Genomic DNA, 23,150 nt, shown 5'->3' with positions numbered 1-23,150 from the left:
TTCGTTAATTGTTAGCACCTTTATTGTATCGGATTTTATTCAATATGTCTTTTTTTGTGCAAAAAAAGTAGGCGCCAAGAGGACACGCAACTAGCGTTTCTCTTTAGCGCCCCAAAATAAATTATAGAACCATAGAAATTAGTTAATAGGCGGGCATAAACTTTTCATCGCTTTACCTTTGGATTTTGTGTGATACAATAAATAGAGAATATATTTCAATATAAACTGTTTAGCCGGCAGAGCGCGTTGGGCGTTAGAGTCGCCGGTAATCGTATTTTAGAATTAGTGAAATCAGCAAAGAGGAGATACCTATGAGCTTGCACAGAGAAAAACAGATATCATCGGAAATGAAATTTGACGGTCGTTTGATTAAAGTTACTTTTGACGTAGCCGATGTAAACGGCAAGGAAGCTTGGCGTGAAGTGGTTCATCATCCAGGTGCCAGTGCCATCGTTGTGATTGACGATCAAGGCCGTATCGTTATGGAACGCCAATTCCGTTATGCCTTGGATCGCGGTTTACTGGAAATCCCGGCGGGCAAACTGGACGGCGCGGAAGACCCGTTACATTGTGCCAAACGTGAATTGGAAGAAGAAACGGGTTATAAAGCTTCCGAATGGATTTCCTTAGGCGCTATTGCCACAAGTCCCGGTTTTTGTAATGAAGTGATTCATCTCTATGTGGCTAAAGGCCTTAGCAAGGGTGAAACTAATTGGGATGATGATGAATATGTGGAACTCGAATATTACACGTTCGACGAGTTGATGGAAGCGATTCGTAAGGAAGAAATTAAAGACGCTAAAACATTAGCGGCATTAGCTTTGGCTATGCCATACATAAAATAAACAGTATCTTAAGTTAACTTAAGAAAAGAATAGAGGCGTATTATGTTTAAACGAGTTATATTATTGGTTATGGATAGCGTGGGTATCGGTCATGCGACTGATGCTGGTGCCTTTGGCGACGAAGGGGCTAATACTGTGGGCCATATTGAATCGGTCGGCGGAACCTTACGTTGTCCTAATTTAAAACGCTTAGGATTGGCCAATATTGCGAATATTAAAGCCGATGACGAACCGGTAACCGGTCTTTTCGGCCGACTCCATGAAATCAGTCGCGGTAAGGACACGACGAGCGGCCATTGGGAACTTTTAGGTCATCCTGTGGATGTGCCGTTTCCGACTTTTTATGAAGGCTTTCCGAAAGAAGTTATGGACGCCTTTACCCGTGAAACGGGCTATGGCTATTTAGGTAATGAAGTAGCATCCGGCACGGAAATTATTGAACGCCTCGGCGAAGAACATATGAAAACGGGCAAACCGATTGTCTATACGTCGGCCGATTCCGTTTTTCAGATTGCCGCTCATGAAGATGTAATTCCTCTTGAAGAGCTGTATCGTATTTGCAAGATTACCCGTGAAAAAGTCTGTGTCGGCGATTATTATGTGGGGCGTATCATTGCAAGACCTTTTGTGGGTGAATTAGGCCATTTCAAGCGGACTGCCAATCGTCATGATTACAGTCGTATGCCTGAAAAAACTTTATACTGGGAAATCCTACAACAGCATAATTTACAGACTATTGGTGTGGGCAAAATCGGCGATATTTATGCCCGTGTCGGTATCAGTGAATCCTATCCGACTAAATCGAACAGTCACGGTATGAACGAAGCGGCTCGTCTCTTAGGCGGCACCTTTAAAGAAGGCCTCATGATGATTAATCTTGTGGAATTTGACAGCATGTACGGTCATCGCCGCAATGTACCGGGTTACAAAAGAGCCTTGGAAGACTTTGACTACCAGCTGGGAGGACTCTTGGATCTTCTCACTGAAGATGATTTGTTACTAATCACCGCCGACCACGGCAATGATCCTACTTGGCACGGGACCGACCATACTCGCGAATTGGTACCTTTATTAGGCTATTGGCAAGGTTTAAATAAACCGATAGCTTTGGGCGACCGCGATACCTTTGCCGATGTGGGGCAGACCATACTCGATAATTTCGGTCTTAAAGGCGATGTAGGCACAAGTTTCTTAAGTGTAATTAAAGATGCAAAATAATAAATCTAAAGTATAAGATTTAAATTCAGATATTGTGATGGTATTAATTTTAAAAAGAATTGAGGAAATACTATGAGTTGTACACATGCAAAACATCCGGTTCCAACGGATCCGGCTGAAAAAGCCCGTTATTATTGGGCTAAAAGACAGACTGCCGTAGCGCAGGAGCAGGGGATGAGCAACGATGAAATCCATGACTTATTTAAATACATCATGGACATGGATATCGATGCGGTAGAAAAATCCGGTACGGAAGAAACGTATGAAACCTTCCGTCGCGCTATCGGTCAGGCTACGACTGCTTTGGATGAAGGAAAGCCGGTGGCCGTGGCATTGAATTTGTTCCGCACTATCATGCACGGCGATCTTAAATAGAAAAACATATCTTCTAGGTAAAAAATAAAAAACATCCCCTCTCCGCAGGCTGGTTTTGCATTCGCAAAAAGGCTCTACGAAGAGGGGATGTTTTTTATAATATACGCAAGAACGGTGTGCATATTTAGGTAGAAATAGTTTTCCTTCAAAGACGCCCTGCATGATAGTGCGACTTTAGGGGGGAGAGGGGTTTTGACAAATAAAAAAAGCGCCGTAACTAGGTTACAACGCTTTTGTGCTTTAATTATAAAGCATTCACTTTAGCCGTTAAGTTAGATTTCTTGCGAGCTGCTGTGTTTTTATGAAGAACGCCTTTGGAGGCTGCTTTATCAATTACGCTAGTAGCTTGAACAAGTGCTTTTTTAGCATCTTCTACTGCGCCTGCTTCTACAGCTTCAACCGTTTTGCGTGTAGCTGTACGAATTTGAGATTTCACAGCGGAGTTTTTCGCACGACGTTCAGCGTCCGTTTTTACGCTTCTAATACTGGATTTGATATTTGGCAATTGAGTCACCTCCTTATGATTACAATAATATACCTGAATAATTATAGCACAGTGCGTATTGTTGTGCAATACCTTATAAAGATTAGTTTTGCCTTATATTTATGATATAATAGTTTCAGATATGTTGAACATTAGTTTAGACTATATATTATACAGCTAAATTTTGAAAACGTATAGAATAGGAAGGTATAACCTTTGAAAAGCTATAGCCAAAGAAGGTATGGCCTTTGAATACGTATGACCTATAAGGTATGTAATATATAACCTATAAAGTCGATATTGATGGTAAAGAGGTGCTTTATGAAAAAATTAATGATTATAGATGGCAGCAGTTTGTTGTACCGTGCTTTTTTTGCGCTACCGCCGCTCAGTAATGCGCTGGGCGTGCCGACCAATGCGGTGTACGGTTTTTTAACCATGCTTGTTAAACTATATAATGATTTACATCCTGATTATGTGGCGGTAGCTTTTGATAAGGGGAAAGAAACATTCCGTACGGAGCTTTATGCGGACTACAAAGGCAATCGCCCAAATGCACCGGATGATTTGCGTCCTCAGTTTGGCCTTATTCGTGAAGTGTTAGAGGCACTCGGAATTACGGTTATCGAAGAAGAAGGCTATGAAGGGGACGATATTATCGGCTCTTTAAGCAAAAAACTGGGAAATAAAGATACGGCCGTGTATATCATCACCGGTGACCGCGACAGCTTGCAGCTCGTTGATGAACACAGCACGGTTTATTTAACTAAAAAGGGTATCAGCGATATGCTCGAAGTTCGTCCCGATAATATGGCGGACGAATACGGCTATGGCCCTGACATGGTTATTGATATGAAGGCCCTCATGGGGGACAGCTCCGATAATATTCCGGGTGTGCCCGGCGTCGGTGAAAAAACGGCTCTTAAATTGCTTAATGAATACGGTACTTTAGAAGGCGTTTACGATAATATTGATTCCATAAAAGGTAAGTTAAAAGAAAAATTGGCCGACAATAAAGAGTTGGCTTTCTTGTCGCGCACCTTAGCGACTATTAAAACCGATATGGACTTAGATTATAAAGCTTCCGATTTTGTAACGTCAGCTCATGAAACGGAAATCGTGCCGCTCTTTGATCGTTTAGGTTTTCACAGCGTAACGCCGCGTCTCATCAAGGCTATGGGGATTACGGCGCCGACACCGGTTGATAGCGACTCCTTATTTGCGGATTTTGCCGAATCACCAACGGCTTCCAAATTGGAAATCGCAGGTATTGAAGCGATTACACCTGACTTTTACAAAAATAAAGATTTAGGTATTGTCGTTAAAGCCGGTGGTGCCCATCCATTCCGTACAATTGACGAAATTTTTGTGGCCAATGGTGAAACGGTAGCTCGTTTAGACGGCGGTCATGCTAAGTTCGCCGAATTGTTGCCGACTATGCTAAAGGATGCGGCTACGATTACGACGGAGGACAGTAAGTTACTCCTCGAAGTGACGGGGGACGCAAGACCGGGTACCATGCCTTTATTTACAGCCGACGGTGAACCGCGAATTTGGGATTTAACTTTGATGGCTTATTTGGCGGATCCGACGCGTACCAATTATGGTATTTCTTACTTGACCGAACGATTCAGTGCACCGACCGTGCCGGCTACGGGTGATGCCAATGAATCTGCCGCCACGGCAAAGGCTTTACTCACTATGCAATCAGTAGCGCAGGAAGTGCTCAAGGATAACGGTCTCTGGGATTTATATAAAACCATTGAATTACCGCTCGTACATACCTTGCTCGTTATGGAAAAGAATGGTATTTACATTGATAAAGCAGCTTTAGAAGAAACTCAAACTCGCTTCGAAGCGGAAGCTAACGAATTACGCGATGCCATTTATAAAGAGGCCGGGGAAGAGTTTAACATTAATTCGCCGAAACAGTTGGGTGTTATTCTCTTTGAAAAATTAAATTTACCTGTTTTGAAAAAGACGAAAACGGGTTACTCCACCAATGCGGAAGTACTCGATATGCTTCGCAACGACCATCCGATTATTGAGCTCATTTTGAAATATCGTACGGTAGTTAAATTGATTTCTACTTATTTGGAAGGTTTGAAACCGTTAATCGATAAAAAAACGGAACGCATTCACAGCACGTTTAATCAGATGGTAACGGCTACGGGGCGCCTCAGCAGTTCCGATCCGAATTTGCAGAATATTCCGGTCCGTACGGAAAAAGGACGTGAGATTAGAGCATTGTTCTTGCCGGGTAAAGGCTACGATACTTTGGTGAGTGCGGACTATTCGCAGATTGAACTTCGTATTTTGGCGCATTTGTCGGAGGATCCGGCTCTCATTAAAGCCTTTATGGATGGCGAAGATATTCACCGTTTTACGGCCGCTGAAGTGCTCGGTAAAGCGATTGAAGACGTTACGCCGACTGAACGTTCCCATGCGAAAGCGGTTAACTTCGGCATTATTTACGGTATCAGTGATTTTGGTTTGTCCCGTGATTTAGGTATTACCCGCGGTGAAGCGAAAGATTATATTGAACTATATTTCCATCGTTATCCTAAAGTTAAAGAATATATGGATAATATGGTGGCGGAAGCACATGAAACCGGCATGGTGCGCACTATGTTCGGCCGTGTCCGTTCTTTACCGGATATTAACAGCCGTAACTTTAATCGCCGCTCCTTTGCGGAACGTACGGCGATGAACACGCCGATTCAGGGCAGTGCGGCTGATATTATTAAATTGGCCATGAATCAGGTGGAACAGCGCCTAGAAGCTGATGGCTTTAAATCTCGTCTTTTGTTACAGGTGCATGACGAACTTGTATTGGAAGTCGTTAAAGAAGAAGAAAAGGCCGTCATGAAGTTATTGGCAGACATCATGGACAGTGTAGTGGAATTAAAAGTACCGCTCATTGTAGACGTACACAGTGCTACGAACTGGGCGGATGTGAAATAATAGAAAATTTTTAACAAAATCAGAGCCAAATTAAAAGCTCAAACGTTTATATAGGTGTATAGGCCTATACAATAATCACTCTATAATTGGTTAAGAGGTGAAACGAATGCCGGAATTACCGGAAGTGGAACTGATAAAAGAATATATCCATGAACACGCAGCCGGTAAAACGGTAGCTTATGTGGAATCTTTACTGCCGCGCATGTGGCGTAATTGTCCGGCTGATGTGGCGGAAACGCTAATTACCGGGCAGACCATCGAAGCCGTAAAACGAAGAGGGAAGTATTTAATCATTACTTGGCAGAATTCTGATTTACAGTTAATTATTCATTTGAAATTGACGGGTCGGTTAATCTATCGGCCAAGTGCTGAGGTAGAGCGTTTTGACCGCATTCTGTTTCACTTTACCGACGGGACAATGCTGGCGTACGGCGATGTGCGTACGCTAGGGGCGCTCTATGTGTTTGAGTCGGAGAAAGAGATTGATTTAAAAGCGTATCTGAATATGGGCGTTGAACCATTGAGTCGAGCTTTCACAAGTGGTAAACTATATGAGTTGACACGGCGTAGTTCTATGCCGATAAAGCCGTTCTTACTGGGACAGCAATTTGTAGCCGGCATCGGTAATATTTATGCCGATGAAGCTTTGTTTTTGGCCCATGTTATGCCGACCAGACCGGCCGATTCATTGAGTGAAGCGGAGGCGAAGGCATTGCATCGAACCTTGCGTAAGGTTTTGCGTGATAGCTTAGCTAATGGCGGTACGAGTTTTCGGGATTATAAAAATGGTGCCGGCGGCAAAGGGCAAAATCAGGAACATTTATTGGTGTATGGTCGTGGCGGTAAACCTTGTGTTCGCTGTAAACGGACGCTCCAGGATATGACCTTGCGAGGACGTCATACCGTATTTTGCGGACATTGCCAACATTAAGATTATTTTTATTACATTATCGGGAGTTACGATGTATAAGATTGGTTTAACCGGCGGTATTGCGTCCGGAAAAAGTACCGTATCCAACTGGCTTCGAGATAAAGGAGCACCTATTATTGATGCGGATATAGTAGCGCGTGAAGTTGTTGAGCCGGGCACGCCGGGCCTAAAGGCTTTGGTGGCAGAATTCAGTGATGAAATTCTTACGCCGGAAGGCACGCTTGATCGTCCGAAGTTGGGCAGTATTATTTTTAACGATGAAGCCAAACGGAAGCGTACCAACGAAATTTTACACAGCTTCATTAAACAACGCATTGACGAATTAGCTGAAAATTTTGCCAAAGAAGGCTTCAAGGCGGTTATCTATGATATTCCCTTACTCATTGAAACCAATTGGTATAAGGAAATGGATGAAGTGTGGCTCGTAGCTATCAACGAAGATGTTCAGACGGCTCGTTTGCAGGAACGTAACGGGTATACCTTAGAAGAAGCAAAAGCTCGTATTGCCAGTCAAATGCCGTTAGCGGAGAAGAAAAACTATAGTCATGTTGTGATTGATAATAATGGCACTTTGGCGGATTTAGCGGCGCAGTTAGAACAATTATGGCAAGCAAAAGGACATGTTTTTACTGAGGAGGATGCATGAAAGGCTCTACATTCTTAGCATGGTGCCTCGTAATTTTAGGCTGGTACTATTTCGCTGTGGGCGAACCGTATCTGGCGCGCACCTATGCGTATCCTTTAGAACATAGTGCCACTGTACATGCAGCGGCCAGGGCCAATAAGATTCCCTATTCGTTAGTCGCGGGGGTAATTCTGGCGGAGAGTAAGTTCAATGAACATGCCGAATCGGCACCGGGTGCTTTGGGGCTTATGCAACTCATGCCGGACACGGCACACTGGATTGCGGAACAAATGAATGAACCAAAGTTGACCGATAATGATATTAAAGAACCGGATACTAATATTAAGCTGGGGACATGGTATTTAGCGTATTTGCTGAATGAATTTAAAGGCAATAAAATTTTGGCCTTGGCTGCGTATAATGCCGGTCGTGGTCACGTGGAAGAATGGATGAGCCAATACGATTGGGGCGATGACTTCGACGATATTGAGCAAATCCCGTTTGCGGAGACTCGTGAGTATGTAACGGCTGTTTTAAAAAATCAGGAAAAATATGAGTCTCTATACGCTATGGATGACAATCAATAGTATTAAATCAAGAGGAAGGATTATTTCAGATGGCAGATGTAATTGCAGAATGTAAGGAACGCACCTATGATTTTTCATGGTTGCCGAATACTTTGGGCGATTTTAAACTGGTAATCGATACGACGGCAGAAGACTTGTATTATCGCTTTTTTCATTATGAAAATGAACTGGGATGGTGTTGGGAAGCTTTGTATGATAAGGAAGTTGACGATTATACAGTTCATGTAGTGATGCCGCTTTTCTCTTTTACGGATATTAACTTTATTCGTGGTTCTTGGGAGGAGTTTGAGGCAGTGCTGAAAGAGCGCGCTGAGCAAGGTCTCACCGAGCGATTAATCGAGCCTCAAAAAATGTTTACGTATGCATATAAACACAAAGGCCTTGCTGACTGGGCCTATGAAGAGTTTTTACCTCAACAGGTAGGTCCTTTTGTGCGGGATATTGCCCCAAGTAATGGGGTGTGCATGATTAACGGCTCGTACATTATCGGCGAATATCGCATAATGGATGATACGTCGGGGCTGTTACTTTTCTACAATGTACTGCGTGATGAGTTTTTTGCAGAGCTTCGGCGACACAATTATCCGGAGATTAACCATGACCTCGACGCAAAGACATTGCCGGAATTGGAAGCAAAACTGGAAAGTGAGCTTGTAAGAGTGCTTACGGACTTGCAAAATCGGTTATAGTATTTGTGTTTTGGCAGTGTTCATGATATAATATACGTGATTCGAAATAAGCTTTTTTAAAAGAGTGGGCCTTGGCTCACTCTTTACTTTATAGTAAAACACTATGCAGGCGTACAGACAGGCAAGTGCTTGGCAAATACGATGTGAGTAATATTACAGGTGTTACATCAAAATGAAGGAGGCGATGACCATGAAAAGAGAAGCCGTGGAAGAATTTGTATCCTCGATAGTGGAAGGGATTATTGAGGGCACAGAGATGGAACTGGTGGATGTGGAATATGTGCGCGAACGGGATTGGTATTTGCGTGTATATTTAGATAAGCCGGGCGGAGTCGATCTTGATGATTGTCAGATTGTCAGCGAGAAGCTGAGTGAAGTGTTGGATGCTAAAGATCCGATTAAAGAAAATTATTTATTGGAAGTATCTTCACCGGGACTGGATCGTGTTTTGAAAAAAGACAAAGACTTTGTTCGTTATCAAGGCGCCGACGTTGATGTACAGTTGTTTAAGCCGGTAGATGGGAAGAAGCAATTTACCGGAGCGCTGGGCGAGTTTACCGATGAGACTATTACGATTCAAGTCGGGGAAAACCCAATCGTGTTAGAACGAAGTGCTATTGCACAGATTCGTTTGCATTTTGAATTTTAAAGATAAAAAACTAAAACAGAAAATATTGGAGGAATAATAAGTGAGTCAAGAATTAGTACAGGCAGTTATGGTGTTAACAAAGCAGAAGGGTGTATCGCCGGAAGTGGTGTTTGAGTCCTTGGAGGCATCATTGCTGCAGGCTTACCGTAAGGAGCCGGGTTCCAATCAGGACGCCTATGTAGAATTAAACCGTGAGAGCGGTGAATATAAGGTTTTTGCCAAGAAAACCGTAGTTGCTGAAGTTGAGGACGCAGAGAAAGAAATTTCTCTCGCCGAAGCTCAACAACGGGATATGCGTTTTGAAGTGGGCGACATTGTAGAAGTTGATGTAACACCTAAGAACTTCGGACGTAGCGCTGCTCATACGGCTAAGCAAATGTTGATTCAACGTCTTAAAGAAGCGGAACGCAGCATTGTGTACGAAGAATATTTCAGCCGTGAAGGTGATATCATCACCGGTCTTGTACAGCGTGTAGAAGGTCGCAATGTATTCGTTGACCTTGGCAAAACAGAAGCCATTTTACCACCGGCTGAACAGATTCCGACGGAAACATACAAAGCAGGCGATCGCATTAAATGCTACATCGTAGAAGTTAAAAAGACCACCAAAGGTCCTCAGATTATGATCAGCCGTACTCATCCGGGCCTGTTAAAACGCCTTTTCGAATTAGAAGTGCCTGAAATTTATGAAGGTGTTATCGAATTGAAATCCGTTGCTCGCGAACCGGGCATGCGCTCTAAAATTGCCGTAGTATCTCGTGATGAAACGATTGATGCGGTTGGCGCTTGCGTAGGTCCTAAAGGTCAGCGCGTTCAGAACATCGTGGATGAATTAAACGATGAAAAAATTGATATCGTAAAATGGGATGAAGATCCGGCTGTTTATATTGCCAACTCTTTGAGCCCTGCTAAAGTAATTTCCGTAGATGTAAACGAAGAAGAAAAAACATCTCGCGTTATTGTACCGGATTACCAATTGTCTTTGGCTATCGGTAAAGCAGGTCAGAATGCTCGTTTGGCTGCTAAATTGACAAACTGGAAAATCGATATTAAGAGCGAAACACAAGCAGATGAAGTAGAACCGGAAACGGCTGCTAATGAATTGCTTGAAGGTGACGGTGAAGCGTAATGAAGAAAAAAACACCTCCTATGCGTATCTGTGTAGGTTGTGGCGAGTTGCGTAATAAGAAAGAGATGCTGCGCATCGTAGCCTCACCGGAAGGTACGATTGCTATAGATAGAACCGGCAAAGCGGCCGGTCGCGGTGCTTATATCGAACCGAAAGCGGAATGCTTTGAGACTGCTTATAAAGCGAAGCGCTTGGAACGCTCCTTAAAACGAGCCGTATCAGCTGATATTTATGAAAATCTGAAAGCTGAATTAGGGCTTAACGAGGCTGAATAAGCAAATGAACGAAACGAAATTTAAGAATTTATTAGGCATGGCACAGCGAGCAGGTAAATTGTTATCCGGCGATTTTGTAGCGGAGAAAGCAATTAAGCGGGGAAATGTTCCCTTAGCCTTGCTGGCAACTGATTGTGCTAAGAATAATGCGGAGAAATATATATGGTTAGCTCAGCAATATGATGTTCCGCTTAGAAATGTTTTGACAAAAGCGGAACTGGGTCATGCCATCGGCAAAGAACAAAGAGCTATTGTACTTGTAAATGATGTGGGATTTGCGAAGGCAATGCTCAAAGAAATAGATAATTGATTTGAGGGGGCATGCAGATGTCAAAAAAAAGAATACGTGATTTAAGTAAAGAACTAAATGTAGAAAATAAACAGATTATAGACTTTTTAAGCCGTAACGGTTATGAGTCTAAGACGCCGGCCAGCGGTTTGGATGATGCAGGTATTGAACTTGTTACCAAACATTTTAAAAACCGCAGTGCTCAGGCACCAAAAGAAGCGCCTGTAAAGGCGGCTGAAATAAGTGCTAAACCGGCAGCTAAAGAAAGTCATAAAAAAGCGGAACCTAAAAAAGCAGACGCTCATAAATCCGAAGCCCCTAAAGGTGAGGCAAAGCAATCTGACGGTCAGAAACCGGCTCATAAACAAGAAGCCCGTCGTGCCGAACAAGGTCAGAAGCCTAACACGAATAAAGGAAATAACGGTAACCGTAATAATGATGGCAATCGTAATAATGAGGGCCGTCAGGATTCTCGCAACCAGCAGAACCAAAAACATGGTAATCGTCAAGAACAGCGTCAGGATAACCGCAACCAGGATAATCGCCGTCAAGACAACAAAGGTCAAGACCGTAATGACCGCAATAATCGTCACGGCGATAAGAAAAACGAGGGCGGCAATCGTAACGAACATCAAGACCGCAATCGCAATGATCATAATGATCGTAAAAACAATCGCGACAATCGCAACAGCAATAAAGAAGGTCGCAACAATCGTGACGGTGGTCGCGATAATAACAATGACCGTCGCAATAAAAAGGACAAGAAAAACCGTGGCGGCAACCGTCCACAGTCCTTATTGTCCACTTCTTTGGCGAAGAGCAAAAATCGCGTAAAACAGCGTAATGAACAGAATCGCCAGCACAAAGAAGAAGAAAAACGTAAAGCAGAAGCTATGATTGCTACTCACATTGAAATCGGCCAGACTTTAACGGTTAAAGAATTAGCGGAAGCTATGGGCCGTGAAGTGAGTGAAATCATCAAAAAATTAATGTTATTAGGCGTTATGGCGACCATCAACCAGGAAATCGACTTTGATACGGCGTCCATCGTAGCGGAAGAATTCGGTGTAACCGTTTCTGAAGCGGCACCGGAAGAAGATCCTACTGAAATCGTAGAAGTGGAAGATTCGCCGGAAAGCTTACAGCCACGTCCGCCGGTTGTTACTATTATGGGTCACGTTGACCATGGTAAAACTTCCTTATTGGACGTAATTCGTCAAACTAACGTAACCGCATCCGAAGCAGGCGGCATTACGCAGCATATCGGTGCTTATATGGTTCGTTATAAAGGCAACAAGATTACATTCTTGGATACGCCGGGCCACGAAGCGTTTACCGCTATGCGTTTGCGCGGTGCTCAGTCTACGGATATTGCCGTATTGGTAGTTGCTGCCGATGACGGTGTTATGCCGCAGACAATCGAAGCGATTAACCACGCAAAATCCGCTAATGTGCCTATTATCGTAGCCATCAATAAGATGGATAAACCGGGTGCCAACCCTGACCATGTTAAACAGCAGTTGGCTGAACACGGTTTATTGCCTGAAGAATGGGGCGGCGATGTAATCATGGTGCCTGTATCCGCTAAACAGCGTCAGGGTATTGATGACTTGCTCGAAAATATCTTGCTCGTAGCGGAAGTTATGGAATTAAAAGCTAACCCTAACCGTAATGCGCAAGGCGTTGTTATCGAAGCTAAACTCGATAAAGGCCGTGGTCCTGTATGTACTGTATTGGTACAAAAAGGTAGCCTCCGCGTTGGTGACAACATCATTGCCGGTGTAGCATACGGTAAAGTTCGTGCTATGACGAACGAACGCGGTGAAAAAGTAAAAGTAGCTCGTCCATCCATGCCGGTGGAAGTGCTCGGTTTGTCCGACGTTCCGCAGGCCGGTGAAATCATGAATGCCGTTGATGACAACGAAGCTCGTGTAATTGCCGAAAAACGTGTGGAAAAACAGCGTTTAGCTGAAATGGGTACGAGTCATAAAGTTACCTTGGACGATATCTTTAATCAGATTCAACAGGGTGAATTAAAAGACTTAAATATTATTATTAAAGCAGACGTTCAAGGCTCCGTAGAAGCATTGCGTCAGTCTTTAGAAGCAATTAAGAATCCGGAAGTTCGTATCGTTATCGTTCATGCGGCGGTAGGTGCTATCAACGAATCCGACGTTATGCTCGCATCCGCATCGAATGCGATTATTATCGGTTTTAACGTTCGTCCTGATGCAGTCGTTCGTAAGGCGGCTGAAAAAGAAAGCGTTGACCTTCGTACGTATCGCGTTATTTACGATGCCATCAACGACGTGGAAAGCGCTATGCGCGGTATGTTAACACCTGAATTCAAGGAAGTTATCTTGGGCCGTGCGGAAGTGCGCCAGGTTATTTCCACACCAAAAGCGATTGTAGCCGGTTCGTATGTGACTGAAGGTGTGATTACGAACAAATCGGAAATCCGCTTGATTCGTGACGGTGTAGTTGTTCATGAAGGTCATGTAGATTCCTTACGTCGCTTCAAAGATGAAGTTAAAGAAGTAAAGAGTAGTTTTGAATGTGGTATTTCCATCGAACGTTACCGTGATATTAAAGAAGGCGATATCATTGAAGCCTTTACGATGGAAGAAATTAAACCACAGATTTAGGAGGCGTCTATGAGTGACGTTCGCGTACGTAAGTTACAGGAATTTATTAAACAAGAGGTAAGCGGCATGTTGATGCGTGGTCTTAAAGATCCGCGCATCGGCTTCGTTACCGTTACCGAAGTAGAAGTGACGGGCGATTTACGTCAGGCTACTATTTATGTGAGTCTGTTCGGTAAAGACGAAGAGAAAAAAGCGTCCTTGCAGGCTTTGCGTCATGCAGCCGGCCATATTCGCAGCGAACTGGGCAAAGTATTGCATTTGCGCTATACACCGGAAATTTTCTTCGACGCCGATACTTCATTAGATTACAGTATGCACATTGAGTCTTTACTCAATGACATCAAAAAGGATGAGGCCAAACATGGCGATGATAAATAAGAAGGCTTTAAAAACTGCTTTAGATAAAGCCCAAAATATTATTTTGACAGTTCATGTTCATCCGGACGGCGATGCCTTGGGGTCACTCTTAGCTTTTTATGAAGCTTTGACGGCACAAGGTAAGACCGTCACTATGGTTGTGGATGACATCATTCCAGAAAAGTACAACTTTTTGGCTCCTGTGGATATAATTCATTCCATCGAAACTATGACCGATTGGACAACGGACATGTTGCTCGTATTGGATGCCAGCACGTTCGAACGCATCGGTCGGGTCGGCGAATTATGTAAAGCCCCGATTTATAATATCGATCATCATATTTCTAACAGTCATTTTGCGGCCGGTTTATATTTGTTGCCCGAATTTGCGGCAACAGGTGAGATTTTAACTGACTTGTGTGAAAGCTGGAACTGGCCGATTACGGAAACGATGGCCAATGCATTATATATGGCCATTGCTACGGACTGCGGTTTCTTCCGCTTCAGCAATACAACTGAGAACACCTTAAATATGGCGGCACTTTGTGTTAAGAACGGTGCCAAGCCGAATGTTATTTCCGAACATGTGGAAGTGACTACGGTTGCTCGTATTGAAGTGATGAAAGAGGCTTTACAGACTATTCGTTTTTATAAAGACGGTAAAGTCGCCGTGTTGGCTCTCGACGAAGCCTTAATGGCTAAAGTAGGCGATGATACGGACGGCTATGTCGATTTGATTCGCAATGTAGATACGGTAGATATTGCTATTTTGCTAAAAGCAGTGGATACTAATGTAACTCGTGTCAGCTTGCGTGCCAAGGTCACCGATGTGAATGCCATTGCCAATCATTTCGGCGGCGGCGGTCATGTGAAAGCAGCCGGTTGTACGATTCAGGCCAATATTGACGGTGCCATCGAGCAACTCTTAACGGTGATTGGCTAATGGACGGTGTATTTCCTTTCTTAAAACCGCCGGGCATAACGAGTCATGATGCCGTAGGGATTTGTCGGCGTTTGTTAAAAGAGCGTCGCATCGGCCATAGCGGTACTTTGGACCCCTTGGCATATGGTGTTTTGCCGATTTTTGTAGGTAAGGCAACACGTATCATTGAGTTTACGGAATCCATGACAAAAACCTATGTGGCAGAAGGTCGCTTTGGCTACGGTACGGATACGGAAGATATTACGGGCAATCCGTTACAAGCGGAAATAACGCCTACCACTATTCCTACATGGGAAGAGCTGGGAGCTATAGTAGCTTCGTTTACCGGTAAGCAGGACCAAACCCCGTCAATTTACTCCGCCATTAAGATTAACGGCCGCCGAGCCTATGAATTGGCTCGTGAAGGTGTGGAGTTTACTTTGCCGGCTCGAACGATTGAAATTACGGAATGTACTCTTTTGGCCTATGCCTATCCGTATTTTACCATTCGCGTTACTTGTTCCGCTGGTACTTATATTCGTGCTTTGCTGCGCGATATAGAGGCTAGAGTCGGTATTCCGGCTACCATGACACAACTGGCTCGCACTGCGGTTGGTGAATATACCATCGACAAGGCGGTTACGGCGGAAGAATTGGCTGAAAAAGGTGAAGCCCTTGTAGGTGCTACCGATTCGGCATTGATGCATTTACAACCCGTAAATGTTTCAGAAAATGGCTTTATAGCCTTGAAACAAGGTAAGCAATGGCCGTATACTAAAATAGACGGTTTTCATGGTGAAGTTGACCGGTTATATCGTGCTTATAATGATGCCGGTTTTTTCGGTATTGTAAGCGGTACTGACACAGGCTTAAAAGTAGTTAAAAATATTTTTTAATAGGATTAATGTATGAAGATCTTAACATCCTTTGCAGAGTTACAACAATTACAATCTAATATTGTGTATGCCTTGGGGACTTTTGACGGACTTCACAAAGGTCATCAGACGGTTATACAAAGGGCGGTAGCGGAGGCAAAGGAGCAGGCGGCCTATACCGTTGTGGTTACGTTTGATCAACATCCTTTGCATATCCTGAGACCGGAACGTTGTCCCAGTGCTTTATTGCAAAAAGAATTAAAAGCGAAGCTATTAATCGACTTAGGTGTTGATTATGTGTTACGCCTGCCTATGAGCAAGGAATTGCTGGCTATGACGGCGGATGATTTTGTGGCGGCCTTAACTGTTCATAATGAAGTTAAAGCCTTTGTCGTAGGGCAGAATTTTACCTTTGGGGCCGGCGGCTTAGGCACTCCGGATGTGATTAAAGCCTTAGTTGAGCCTAAAGGGATTCAAGTATATGCTTTAACTTTGGCTAAATGTAATGAAGTGCAGGAACATGTATCCAGTACATTAATTCGTGAAGCTGTCAAAGTGGGCCATTTTGAATTGGTTAATACTTTATTAGGTCGTCCTTTCATGTTCAAAGGTACTGTCATTGAAGGGGACCGTCGTGGTCGTATTCTCGGCTTTCCGACACTAAATTTTTTATATCCAAAGGAATTGACTTTGCCACCTGACGGCGTTTATGTAAATCGCGTATTTATTGACGGTAAGTGGTACGAAGGGGTTGGCAATTTGGGTGATAATCCTACCTTTGAAAACCAATACCATCGTTTTGAAGTCCATCTGTTTAATTTTGATAAAATGGTTTATGGCTATGAAGCGACCGTTGAATTTTGGAAGTTATTACGTCCGGAGAAACGTTTTGATTCACTTGATGAATTGATAAAGCAGATGAAAATTGATGAACAAGCGGCCAAAGATTTTTTCAAACAAAAATAAAATAAAATTTCTTAAGAACACCATTGAAGCTTAGAACTTTGATGGTGTTTTTTTTGTATATACTTATTAAAATTCAGGTAAGTTTTTCTTAAAATAGCTAATTTATTAAAATTTTTAATACAATTTATCACAAAATATCCGCATAGGATAAACTCATGTATTCTTTTGGTTGACATTTTGCGATGATAAGAGTAAGATAAAAAGCACAATATTTTAAGGAGGTTATATTATGGCTATACGTTTTTCAGACCCGGTTAATGCAATCAAACACTCAGATACAGGAGATATTTTAAAACTCATTGCGCAGCCCGATATGATTTCCTTCGCCGGCGGTTTACCGGCCGAGGAATCATTCCCGGCCGAAGAAATTAAGAAAGCTACGGAGCTCGTTCTGAACGGTGATGCCGGTAAAGCATTGCAATATGGACCATCATTGGGGTATGAACCGCTTCGTGAAAGCATTGCGAAGCGCATGAATCGAATTGTAAAAACACAGTATACGAAAGACAATATTTTAATCACTTGCGGCTCCCAGCAGGGCCTTGATATGTTATGTCGTTTATTCTGTAATAAAGGGGATACGGTTCTTGTAGAAAAACCGTCTTATTTGGGTGCCATTACGGCTTTTAATTTGACTCAGGTTAATTTTGTTGAAATCCCCGGTGACGGTAAAGGGATGATTATTTCCGAACTTCGCAAAGCTTTGGAAACGCATGATGTGCGCTTAATCTACATCGTTACGGACTTCCAAAACCCAACCGGTATTACTTGGACCCGTGAACGCCGTGCAGAATTCATGGAAGTGGTGGATGAATTTGAAGTACCGGTTATTGAAGATAATCCGTACGGTGAACTTCGTTATGAAGGGGAATACTTACCGTCTTTAACTACCTTTGATACGAAGAATCTGGTTTGCTCTTTAGGGACCTTCTCTAAAACCTTTGCGCCGGGCTTCCGTCTCGGTTGGATTGCGGCCAATCCATTGTTTATCGAAAAACTGGATCTGTTAAAACAGAATATGGACTTATCCACAGCACCGTTTTCACAGCGTGTTTGCGAAACTTGGCTTCAAAACTTCGATTTTGATGCGCATGTACAATCTATCATTAAATTGTACAAAAGTCGCCGTGATGCTATGCTTAAAGCTATTGATGAGTTCTTCCCTAAGGAAGTTACCCATACTTATCCTGAAGGAGGGCTTTTCATCTGGTGTACCTTACCGGAACAGCTTAAATCTCGTGATATTTTAAAACAATGTATCGAACGTAAAGTTGCCTTCGTACCGGGCGAAGCATTTTTCACATCGGAAGGTAATACCAATTTCTTCCGACTCAATTATTCTTGCAACGACGAAGCTACTATTCGTGACGGAATCCAACGCATTGCAGATGTGTTAAAAGAAAATTTAAAATAACGATGTATTGCATATAAAGTTGTATTGTATATAAAGTCGTATTGTATATAATAGCTGAATATGTAAATGATGACCTGAGTATCTTCGGTGGCTGTAAAAAGCAGTGATGATATTCAGGTCATTTTGCTATCAAGTATTCTTTTAAAAATATAGTTTGTGATTATCAAGTGGGAAGAAATTTCCGAGTTGATTAAAATTTGAAGCGTTTATTTTTGCCGCAATGGGAAATTCATGGTAGAGGCTATAAGAATGCAGGGGAATATGGTAAAATATAAGAGCATGAGAAGATACAAATGTTCTTCTCCAAATATAACCCAATACTTATTGGAAGCTATAGGCAATACTTATTGGACACAGCTATATGAGAAACGAGGTTATTATGAATTTACAAGAAGCACGTCAGAAAATTGATGAATTAGATAAAGTTCTCATTACGACATTTGAACAACGTTTGAAAGTGATTTTGGAAATCGCCAAAATTAAAGAACAGGAAAATATTGGAATTTACGAACCGGAACGGGAGCAAGAAGTATTGGCTAAATCTCTTAGCTATGTACAGGCCGGTGATTTGAAAGGCTATGTAAATAACTTTGTAAATTCTATTTTAGATATTAGCAAGACCTGTCAGAAACAACACATGCAGCAGCATATCTTTTTGATTGGCATGCCCGGTGCCGGCAAAACTACGGTTGGTAAGGCTTTGGCACAACATCAGGGGATGGAATTCTACGATTTAGATGCGGTGATTCAAGAGAAAACCGGTAAATCCATTCAGAATATTATTATTTATGATGGCGAAGAAGCATTCCGTAAAGATGAATTTGAAGCTATTACAGACATTGTAAATCACAAAATGCCGGCTGTTATTGCGACCGGCGGTGGCACTGTATTATCAGAAGATACGGTAAAACTCATGCGCGAATCCGGTTTTGTGGTGTTTATTCATCGCGATGTAACCCAGATTCTCGATGATTTGGATATGGAAATTCGCCCATTATTGAAGGAAAGTATTGAATATATTTTCCGCCTTTACGAAGAGCGCTATCCACTATATGAAAAAGTCAGCCATGTAAAAGTGCAGAATGCCAGCACTATTGCGGACGCAGTGGATCAAATCGTAGAAGCTTTGCCTAAAGTGGTTCGCTAATGGAAACGCTCCGAGGTATTGTGCAACGGCTCATTTATCAGAATGAAACCAATACCTACTGTGTGTTTCTATTGGAAGATTATAATGAAGAACGAACTGTTTGCACAGCTAATTTAGAAGCCCCTAAAGAAGGGGACGATTTGGAACTATCCGGTCGCTATATTACGCATAAAAAATATGGCCGCCAATTTGAGGCGGCCACCTTGGAACGGTTAAAACCGGATACTTTATACGGCGCTAAGCAATACCTGATCAATTTAGGTGTTAAAGGGTTGGGCGAGAAGTCGGTGGATAAAATTATTGCCTATTTTGAGGAAGCCCTTCTTGATATCTTACGCGCCGAAGATCCGGAAGCTTTATTGGAAGTTCCCGGTTTACGTAAAAGTGTAAAAGAAGAATTGTATAATGCATTACGCGGCGAAGGTTTGCTTCAGGAAATCAATCGGTTTCTGGAAAAAGCAGGCCTTAGTTCGCGTTGGAGCCGCACTTTATATACGACTTACGGTGGTGCGGCCATCGATGTATTGCGAGATAATCCGTTCCGCTTAATGGAAGTAGATGGCTCAATCCCATTTTCTATGTGTGATACTTTGCGCAATTCTTTAGGAATCGAACCGAATGATGAGCGGCGTATTGAGGCGGCTATTCTATACACCTTAAAGAATATCGGCGATAACGGTCACAGCTGTATGCCCGCCGATGAGTTAATCGGTATGGTCTTTGATATGCTCGGCGGTTTTGCCGATGAAGTAGCAGCACGCTTGGAAGAACTTTTGGACATTGGTCAGATTGTAGCCACTGATTATGATGGTTTACTCTATATTTATTCGCCGAATATTTATAATGCCGAATCGGACGCCGCTTATTTGACGCAAAATCTCATGGCCGATTCCGATGTGATTACCCTCGATTTAGAATCTTTTATTGCCGGCTTTGAAGTAAAAAAAGGATTGCAGCTGGGGGATGCTCAAAAAGAGGCCATAGCCCTTGCTTTACAAAATAAAATTTCCCTAATTACCGGCGGTCCGGGGACCGGCAAAACAACGATTATTCAAGCTTTGGTGGAAGCGTTCCAACAGACGCCGCAGAATCGTATTCTTCTATGTGCACCGACGGGACGCGCAGCCAAGCGCCTTACCGAAGCAACCGGTTATGAAGCCACCACGATTCATCGTATGTTGATGCCGATACAGGGCAGTGATTCTTATGAATTTACTAAAAACGAAGATGATTTATTAGAAGCGGATGTCATTATCGTGGATGAAGCGTCCATGTTAAATGTTCAGTTATATTATTCACTGTTAGCGGCTATTCCCGAAAATGCCTATGTGGTCATCGTCGGTGACGTGGATCAGTTACCGCCAATCGGAGCCGGATTTATTCTGCGTGACTTATTGGATAGTCAAATTATACCGTCCGTTCGTTTGAATACGATTTTCCGCCAAAAAGAGGGAAACCGTATCGTAACGAATGCCCATGAAATCAATAAAGGGGATATGCCGGAATTGACTTCAGAAGGTGAATTTAGATTTGTTGAAGTCCACAGTGTGACCGACATGATGCATCGTGTGGTAGCTTTGTATCGTGAAGCATTAGCTGAGTGTGATGATGAGCTGGATGTGCAGATTATCTCACCAATGCGCCGCGGGGGAGCCGGTAGTGTAGCTATTTCTAAAACGGTTCAGGCAGCGGTTAATCCACAGGTGGCTACGCGCAGTGCCGTTAAAATTAACGGCCAGACCTATCGTGTCGGTGACAAAGTTATTCAGGTCCTGAATAATTACGAATTGGAAGTATTTAATGGCGAAATCGGTGTCATTTTTTCAATTTCAAAAACAGAAGTGTGCATACGCTTTATGGATAAAGAAGTGCATGTGCCGATGGAGGATATGAGTTCCTTCATGCTTGCTTATGCCATTACGGTTCATAAGAGCCAAGGCAGTGAGTACGGCACGGTCATTATTCCGTTTATTCCGACCTATCATCAGATGCTGCAACGCAATCTTCTGTATACGGCCGTGACACGAGCCCGTAATAAAGTAATTTTGGTGGGCACAAAATCGGCGGTGCAACGAGCCGTAACGACACAAAGCGGTACTACAAGGTATACTTTATTTAAAGAACGTTTACAGGGACTGATATAATTTTTGATAAATAGATAAGCTGAAAAACATTGTAATGAAACAGCTTGGGGATTTGTAGCAATGCACTTAAGGGGAAGTGAATATTAATGCATTGGAGTGAATTTGTATTTCCGCCTACCTGTCCCGGTTGCGGTACGGAAGTATGGCACCGCGGGGAATGGTGCGAAGCTTGTTTTAATGAACTGTACGATGTGCGTCACGTTACCGATTTGGATGGTCTCGCACTTCGCGAAGTCTATGTAATCGGTCATTATGACAAGGGACTTAAAAGCATATTGGGAGATATTAAATTCCACGGAAAAAAGGAGCGGGTCAAATGGGCCACTCCTTTTTTGTATTCGTTTATGGTTGACCCGGTTCACAAGCTTTCGTTTAAGCCTGACTATGTGGTGCCTATTCCTGTCAGTGCCAAAAAGCGTGTCATAAGAGGATATAATCAGGTTGATCTTTTATTTAAAAATTGGGCAAGTTGGCTTGGTTGGTATTGGCTGGATTGCTTGGAGAAGATTGACTCTACACAGGCTATGTTTTCCTTGGGGCGTGTGGAACGTAAGGCCAATATGGTCAATGCGTTTAAGGCGATGGAACCTCTTGTTAAGTCCGGTCAATTAGAAGGTAAGTCAATTTTGTTGGTGGATGATATTTTTACAACCGGAGCCACCTTGGAATCGGCAGCGGAAGTATTGAAAGAGACGTATAAGGTTAAAAATATAGTAGGGGTTACATTGGCTGGGGGCCATTAGAAATTTATGTAGTTTAATATCAAGTATTTTCAATCCAATTAGAGATTTCGTCAACAAAGCTACTTTTTTCCTTATATTGAGGATGTCCGACACGAAGCACATAAAAGGTTTGTTTGCCTAGAGTCGCAATTGCTTCTTGCCAAGGCATTGTTCTTTTTCCGATAGACCTAATACCATTGTAATTAATAGTAAAGCTGTTAAAGACATTAGGAATATAATTGTCATAAAAATAGGAAGTATAATAAATTATATGTGTAGGGTTGATGATTTGTAATTCGTTTTGAAGCACTTTTAACTTTAATATACAATTATTTTTTATAGAATCAGAAGTAGTATCTACTCCTCCTGAACTGTTACATTTTACTATATTGGTAAAAGCAATGTTCTCAATAGAATCATTCTTGAATATTTTTTGCGAAATAGCGCGGGTATAGCTCCAATATGCCCAGCGTTTGTTCCATAGCTTGTCACGGGCATATTGAAAGGTATTACGAAAATTATTTTCAATTGCGCCAGGATTACCTCTGGCGTTTTTTCCTACGAATAAAATACGCTTTTGGTGGTTATTAAAATTAGACCCAACACACCAGCAACCAATAGGCATGGATAAATTTGAATCTTGGTGACAATCAGTGCATATTTTATTGGTGCCAACGCCTAGTGTAAGATATTGTTGAGCCAATCTTTCTTCTATATCATTATAATAGTTCATTGATATATCTCCCTAAGATAACATTATTATTGATGTTATTATTATACAAGATTTCTACAGTGATGTAAGAGTAAATATTAAAAAAACAGCTCCCGCTTTAGCGAGAACTGTTTGAACTGCTACCCGTCAAGTAGACACTCGAAAAAATAAAATTAGTTTTGTTTC

At 42.6% G+C, this 23,150-nt stretch carries 23 protein-coding genes; 21 read left to right on the top strand and 2 right to left on the bottom strand.

Annotated features, from left to right (window positions below; all coding sequences use genetic code 11):
• The first annotated feature begins 311 nt into the window (after nucleotides 1-311).
• The 3 genes from MXE28_RS09305 to MXE28_RS09295 all read left to right on the top strand — a co-directional run bounded on the left by MXE28_RS09305 (nucleotide 312) and on the right by MXE28_RS09295 (nucleotide 2,438).
• Nucleotides 312-845 carry an NUDIX hydrolase gene (locus MXE28_RS09305; RefSeq protein WP_021840217.1) on the top strand — a complete coding sequence of 178 codons (534 nt, stop codon included), beginning with the start codon at nucleotides 312-314 and terminating at the stop codon, nucleotides 843-845.
• 42 nt (nucleotides 846-887) lie between these two features.
• On the top strand, nucleotides 888-2,063 hold the full coding sequence (locus tag MXE28_RS09300; protein ID WP_021840216.1) for a phosphopentomutase: 1,176 nt from the start codon (nucleotides 888-890) through the stop codon (nucleotides 2,061-2,063).
• A 72-nt stretch (nucleotides 2,064-2,135) separates the two neighbouring features.
• The gene (locus MXE28_RS09295; RefSeq protein WP_021840215.1) at nucleotides 2,136-2,438 is read left to right on the top strand and encodes a hypothetical protein; all 303 of its coding nucleotides are present in this window, start codon (nucleotides 2,136-2,138) and stop codon (nucleotides 2,436-2,438) included.
• 244 nt (nucleotides 2,439-2,682) lie between these two features.
• Here MXE28_RS09295 and rpsT read toward each other — a convergent pair whose 3' ends face one another.
• Entirely contained in the window at nucleotides 2,683-2,943 is a 261-nt protein-coding gene (gene rpsT / locus MXE28_RS09290; RefSeq protein WP_006556889.1) for a 30S ribosomal protein S20, read from the bottom strand.
• 300 nt (nucleotides 2,944-3,243) lie between these two features.
• On the opposite strand from rpsT, the gene polA reads away from it, so the two are divergent.
• The 18 genes from polA to MXE28_RS09200 all read left to right on the top strand — a co-directional run bounded on the left by polA (nucleotide 3,244) and on the right by MXE28_RS09200 (nucleotide 22,273).
• The gene (polA, locus tag MXE28_RS09285) at nucleotides 3,244-5,886 is read left to right on the top strand and encodes a DNA polymerase I (protein ID WP_021841413.1); all 2,643 of its coding nucleotides are present in this window, start codon (nucleotides 3,244-3,246) and stop codon (nucleotides 5,884-5,886) included.
• Between the two features lie 106 nt (nucleotides 5,887-5,992).
• A complete protein-coding gene (gene mutM / locus MXE28_RS09280; RefSeq protein ID WP_247240069.1) occupies nucleotides 5,993-6,817 on the top strand; it encodes a bifunctional DNA-formamidopyrimidine glycosylase/DNA-(apurinic or apyrimidinic site) lyase in 825 nt (274 codons plus the stop codon).
• 31 nt (nucleotides 6,818-6,848) lie between these two features.
• Nucleotides 6,849-7,463 carry a dephospho-CoA kinase gene (coaE, locus tag MXE28_RS09275; protein ID WP_021841411.1) on the top strand — a complete coding sequence of 205 codons (615 nt, stop codon included), beginning with the start codon at nucleotides 6,849-6,851 and terminating at the stop codon, nucleotides 7,461-7,463.
• Nucleotides 7,460-8,029 carry a lytic transglycosylase domain-containing protein gene (locus MXE28_RS09270; protein WP_021841410.1) on the top strand — a complete coding sequence of 190 codons (570 nt, stop codon included), beginning with the start codon at nucleotides 7,460-7,462 and terminating at the stop codon, nucleotides 8,027-8,029. Before coaE ends, MXE28_RS09270 begins: the two co-directional genes overlap by 4 nt.
• Nucleotides 8,030-8,058: 29 nt before the next feature.
• Nucleotides 8,059-8,718, top strand: coding sequence for a hypothetical protein (locus MXE28_RS09265; protein WP_247240068.1), 660 nt, complete (start codon nucleotides 8,059-8,061; stop codon nucleotides 8,716-8,718).
• A gap of 190 nt (nucleotides 8,719-8,908) precedes the next feature.
• Nucleotides 8,909-9,367, top strand: coding sequence for a ribosome maturation factor RimP (gene rimP / locus MXE28_RS09260; protein WP_021841408.1), 459 nt, complete (start codon nucleotides 8,909-8,911; stop codon nucleotides 9,365-9,367).
• Between the two features lie 40 nt (nucleotides 9,368-9,407).
• Nucleotides 9,408-10,496 (top strand): transcription termination factor NusA, encoded by a 1,089-nt coding sequence (nusA, locus tag MXE28_RS09255; RefSeq protein ID WP_021841407.1) that lies wholly within the window; start codon nucleotides 9,408-9,410, stop codon nucleotides 10,494-10,496.
• Nucleotides 10,496-10,771 (top strand): YlxR family protein, encoded by a 276-nt coding sequence (locus MXE28_RS09250; RefSeq protein WP_021841406.1) that lies wholly within the window; start codon nucleotides 10,496-10,498, stop codon nucleotides 10,769-10,771. The genes nusA and MXE28_RS09250 overlap by 1 nt, the downstream gene beginning before the upstream one ends.
• Before the next feature lie 4 nt (nucleotides 10,772-10,775).
• Entirely contained in the window at nucleotides 10,776-11,081 is a 306-nt protein-coding gene (locus MXE28_RS09245) for a ribosomal L7Ae/L30e/S12e/Gadd45 family protein (RefSeq protein ID WP_021841405.1), read from the top strand.
• 17 nt (nucleotides 11,082-11,098) lie between these two features.
• Nucleotides 11,099-13,705 (top strand): translation initiation factor IF-2, encoded by a 2,607-nt coding sequence (gene infB, locus MXE28_RS09240; RefSeq protein WP_021841404.1) that lies wholly within the window; start codon nucleotides 11,099-11,101, stop codon nucleotides 13,703-13,705.
• A 9-nt stretch (nucleotides 13,706-13,714) separates the two neighbouring features.
• Complete coding sequence (gene rbfA / locus MXE28_RS09235; RefSeq protein ID WP_006556878.1) at nucleotides 13,715-14,083, top strand: 30S ribosome-binding factor RbfA; 369 nt, start codon at nucleotides 13,715-13,717, stop codon at nucleotides 14,081-14,083.
• Nucleotides 14,067-15,005, top strand: coding sequence for a bifunctional oligoribonuclease/PAP phosphatase NrnA (locus MXE28_RS09230; RefSeq protein ID WP_247240067.1), 939 nt, complete (start codon nucleotides 14,067-14,069; stop codon nucleotides 15,003-15,005). The genes rbfA and MXE28_RS09230 overlap by 17 nt, the downstream gene beginning before the upstream one ends.
• Nucleotides 15,005-15,880, top strand: coding sequence for a tRNA pseudouridine(55) synthase TruB (gene truB / locus MXE28_RS09225; RefSeq protein WP_247240066.1), 876 nt, complete (start codon nucleotides 15,005-15,007; stop codon nucleotides 15,878-15,880). The genes MXE28_RS09230 and truB overlap by 1 nt, the downstream gene beginning before the upstream one ends.
• Before the next feature lie 12 nt (nucleotides 15,881-15,892).
• Complete coding sequence (gene ribF, locus MXE28_RS09220; RefSeq protein ID WP_021841401.1) at nucleotides 15,893-16,825, top strand: riboflavin biosynthesis protein RibF; 933 nt, start codon at nucleotides 15,893-15,895, stop codon at nucleotides 16,823-16,825.
• A 229-nt stretch (nucleotides 16,826-17,054) separates the two neighbouring features.
• Entirely contained in the window at nucleotides 17,055-18,239 is a 1,185-nt protein-coding gene (locus tag MXE28_RS09215; RefSeq protein ID WP_021841400.1) for a PLP-dependent aminotransferase family protein, read from the top strand.
• 379 nt (nucleotides 18,240-18,618) lie between these two features.
• Entirely contained in the window at nucleotides 18,619-19,386 is a 768-nt protein-coding gene (locus MXE28_RS09210) for a shikimate kinase (RefSeq protein ID WP_021841399.1), read from the top strand.
• Complete coding sequence (locus tag MXE28_RS09205) at nucleotides 19,386-21,530, top strand: ATP-dependent RecD-like DNA helicase (RefSeq protein WP_021841398.1); 2,145 nt, start codon at nucleotides 19,386-19,388, stop codon at nucleotides 21,528-21,530. The genes MXE28_RS09210 and MXE28_RS09205 overlap by 1 nt, the downstream gene beginning before the upstream one ends.
• A gap of 86 nt (nucleotides 21,531-21,616) precedes the next feature.
• Entirely contained in the window at nucleotides 21,617-22,273 is a 657-nt protein-coding gene (locus MXE28_RS09200; protein WP_021841397.1) for a ComF family protein, read from the top strand.
• A gap of 19 nt (nucleotides 22,274-22,292) precedes the next feature.
• Here the strand turns inward: MXE28_RS09200 and MXE28_RS09195 are convergent, their stop codons facing one another.
• Nucleotides 22,293-22,985 (bottom strand): hypothetical protein, encoded by a 693-nt coding sequence (locus tag MXE28_RS09195; RefSeq protein WP_021841396.1) that lies wholly within the window; start codon nucleotides 22,983-22,985, stop codon nucleotides 22,293-22,295.
• Between the last annotated feature and the right edge of the window lie 165 nt (nucleotides 22,986-23,150).

Source organism: Veillonella sp. KGMB01456 (assembly GCF_023051165.1).
In the GTDB taxonomy this organism is placed as follows: Bacteria; Bacillota; Negativicutes; order Veillonellales; family Veillonellaceae; genus Veillonella_A.
Note: the sequence above shows the minus strand (reverse complement) of the source record. Positions and strands in the feature narration are given on the sequence as shown.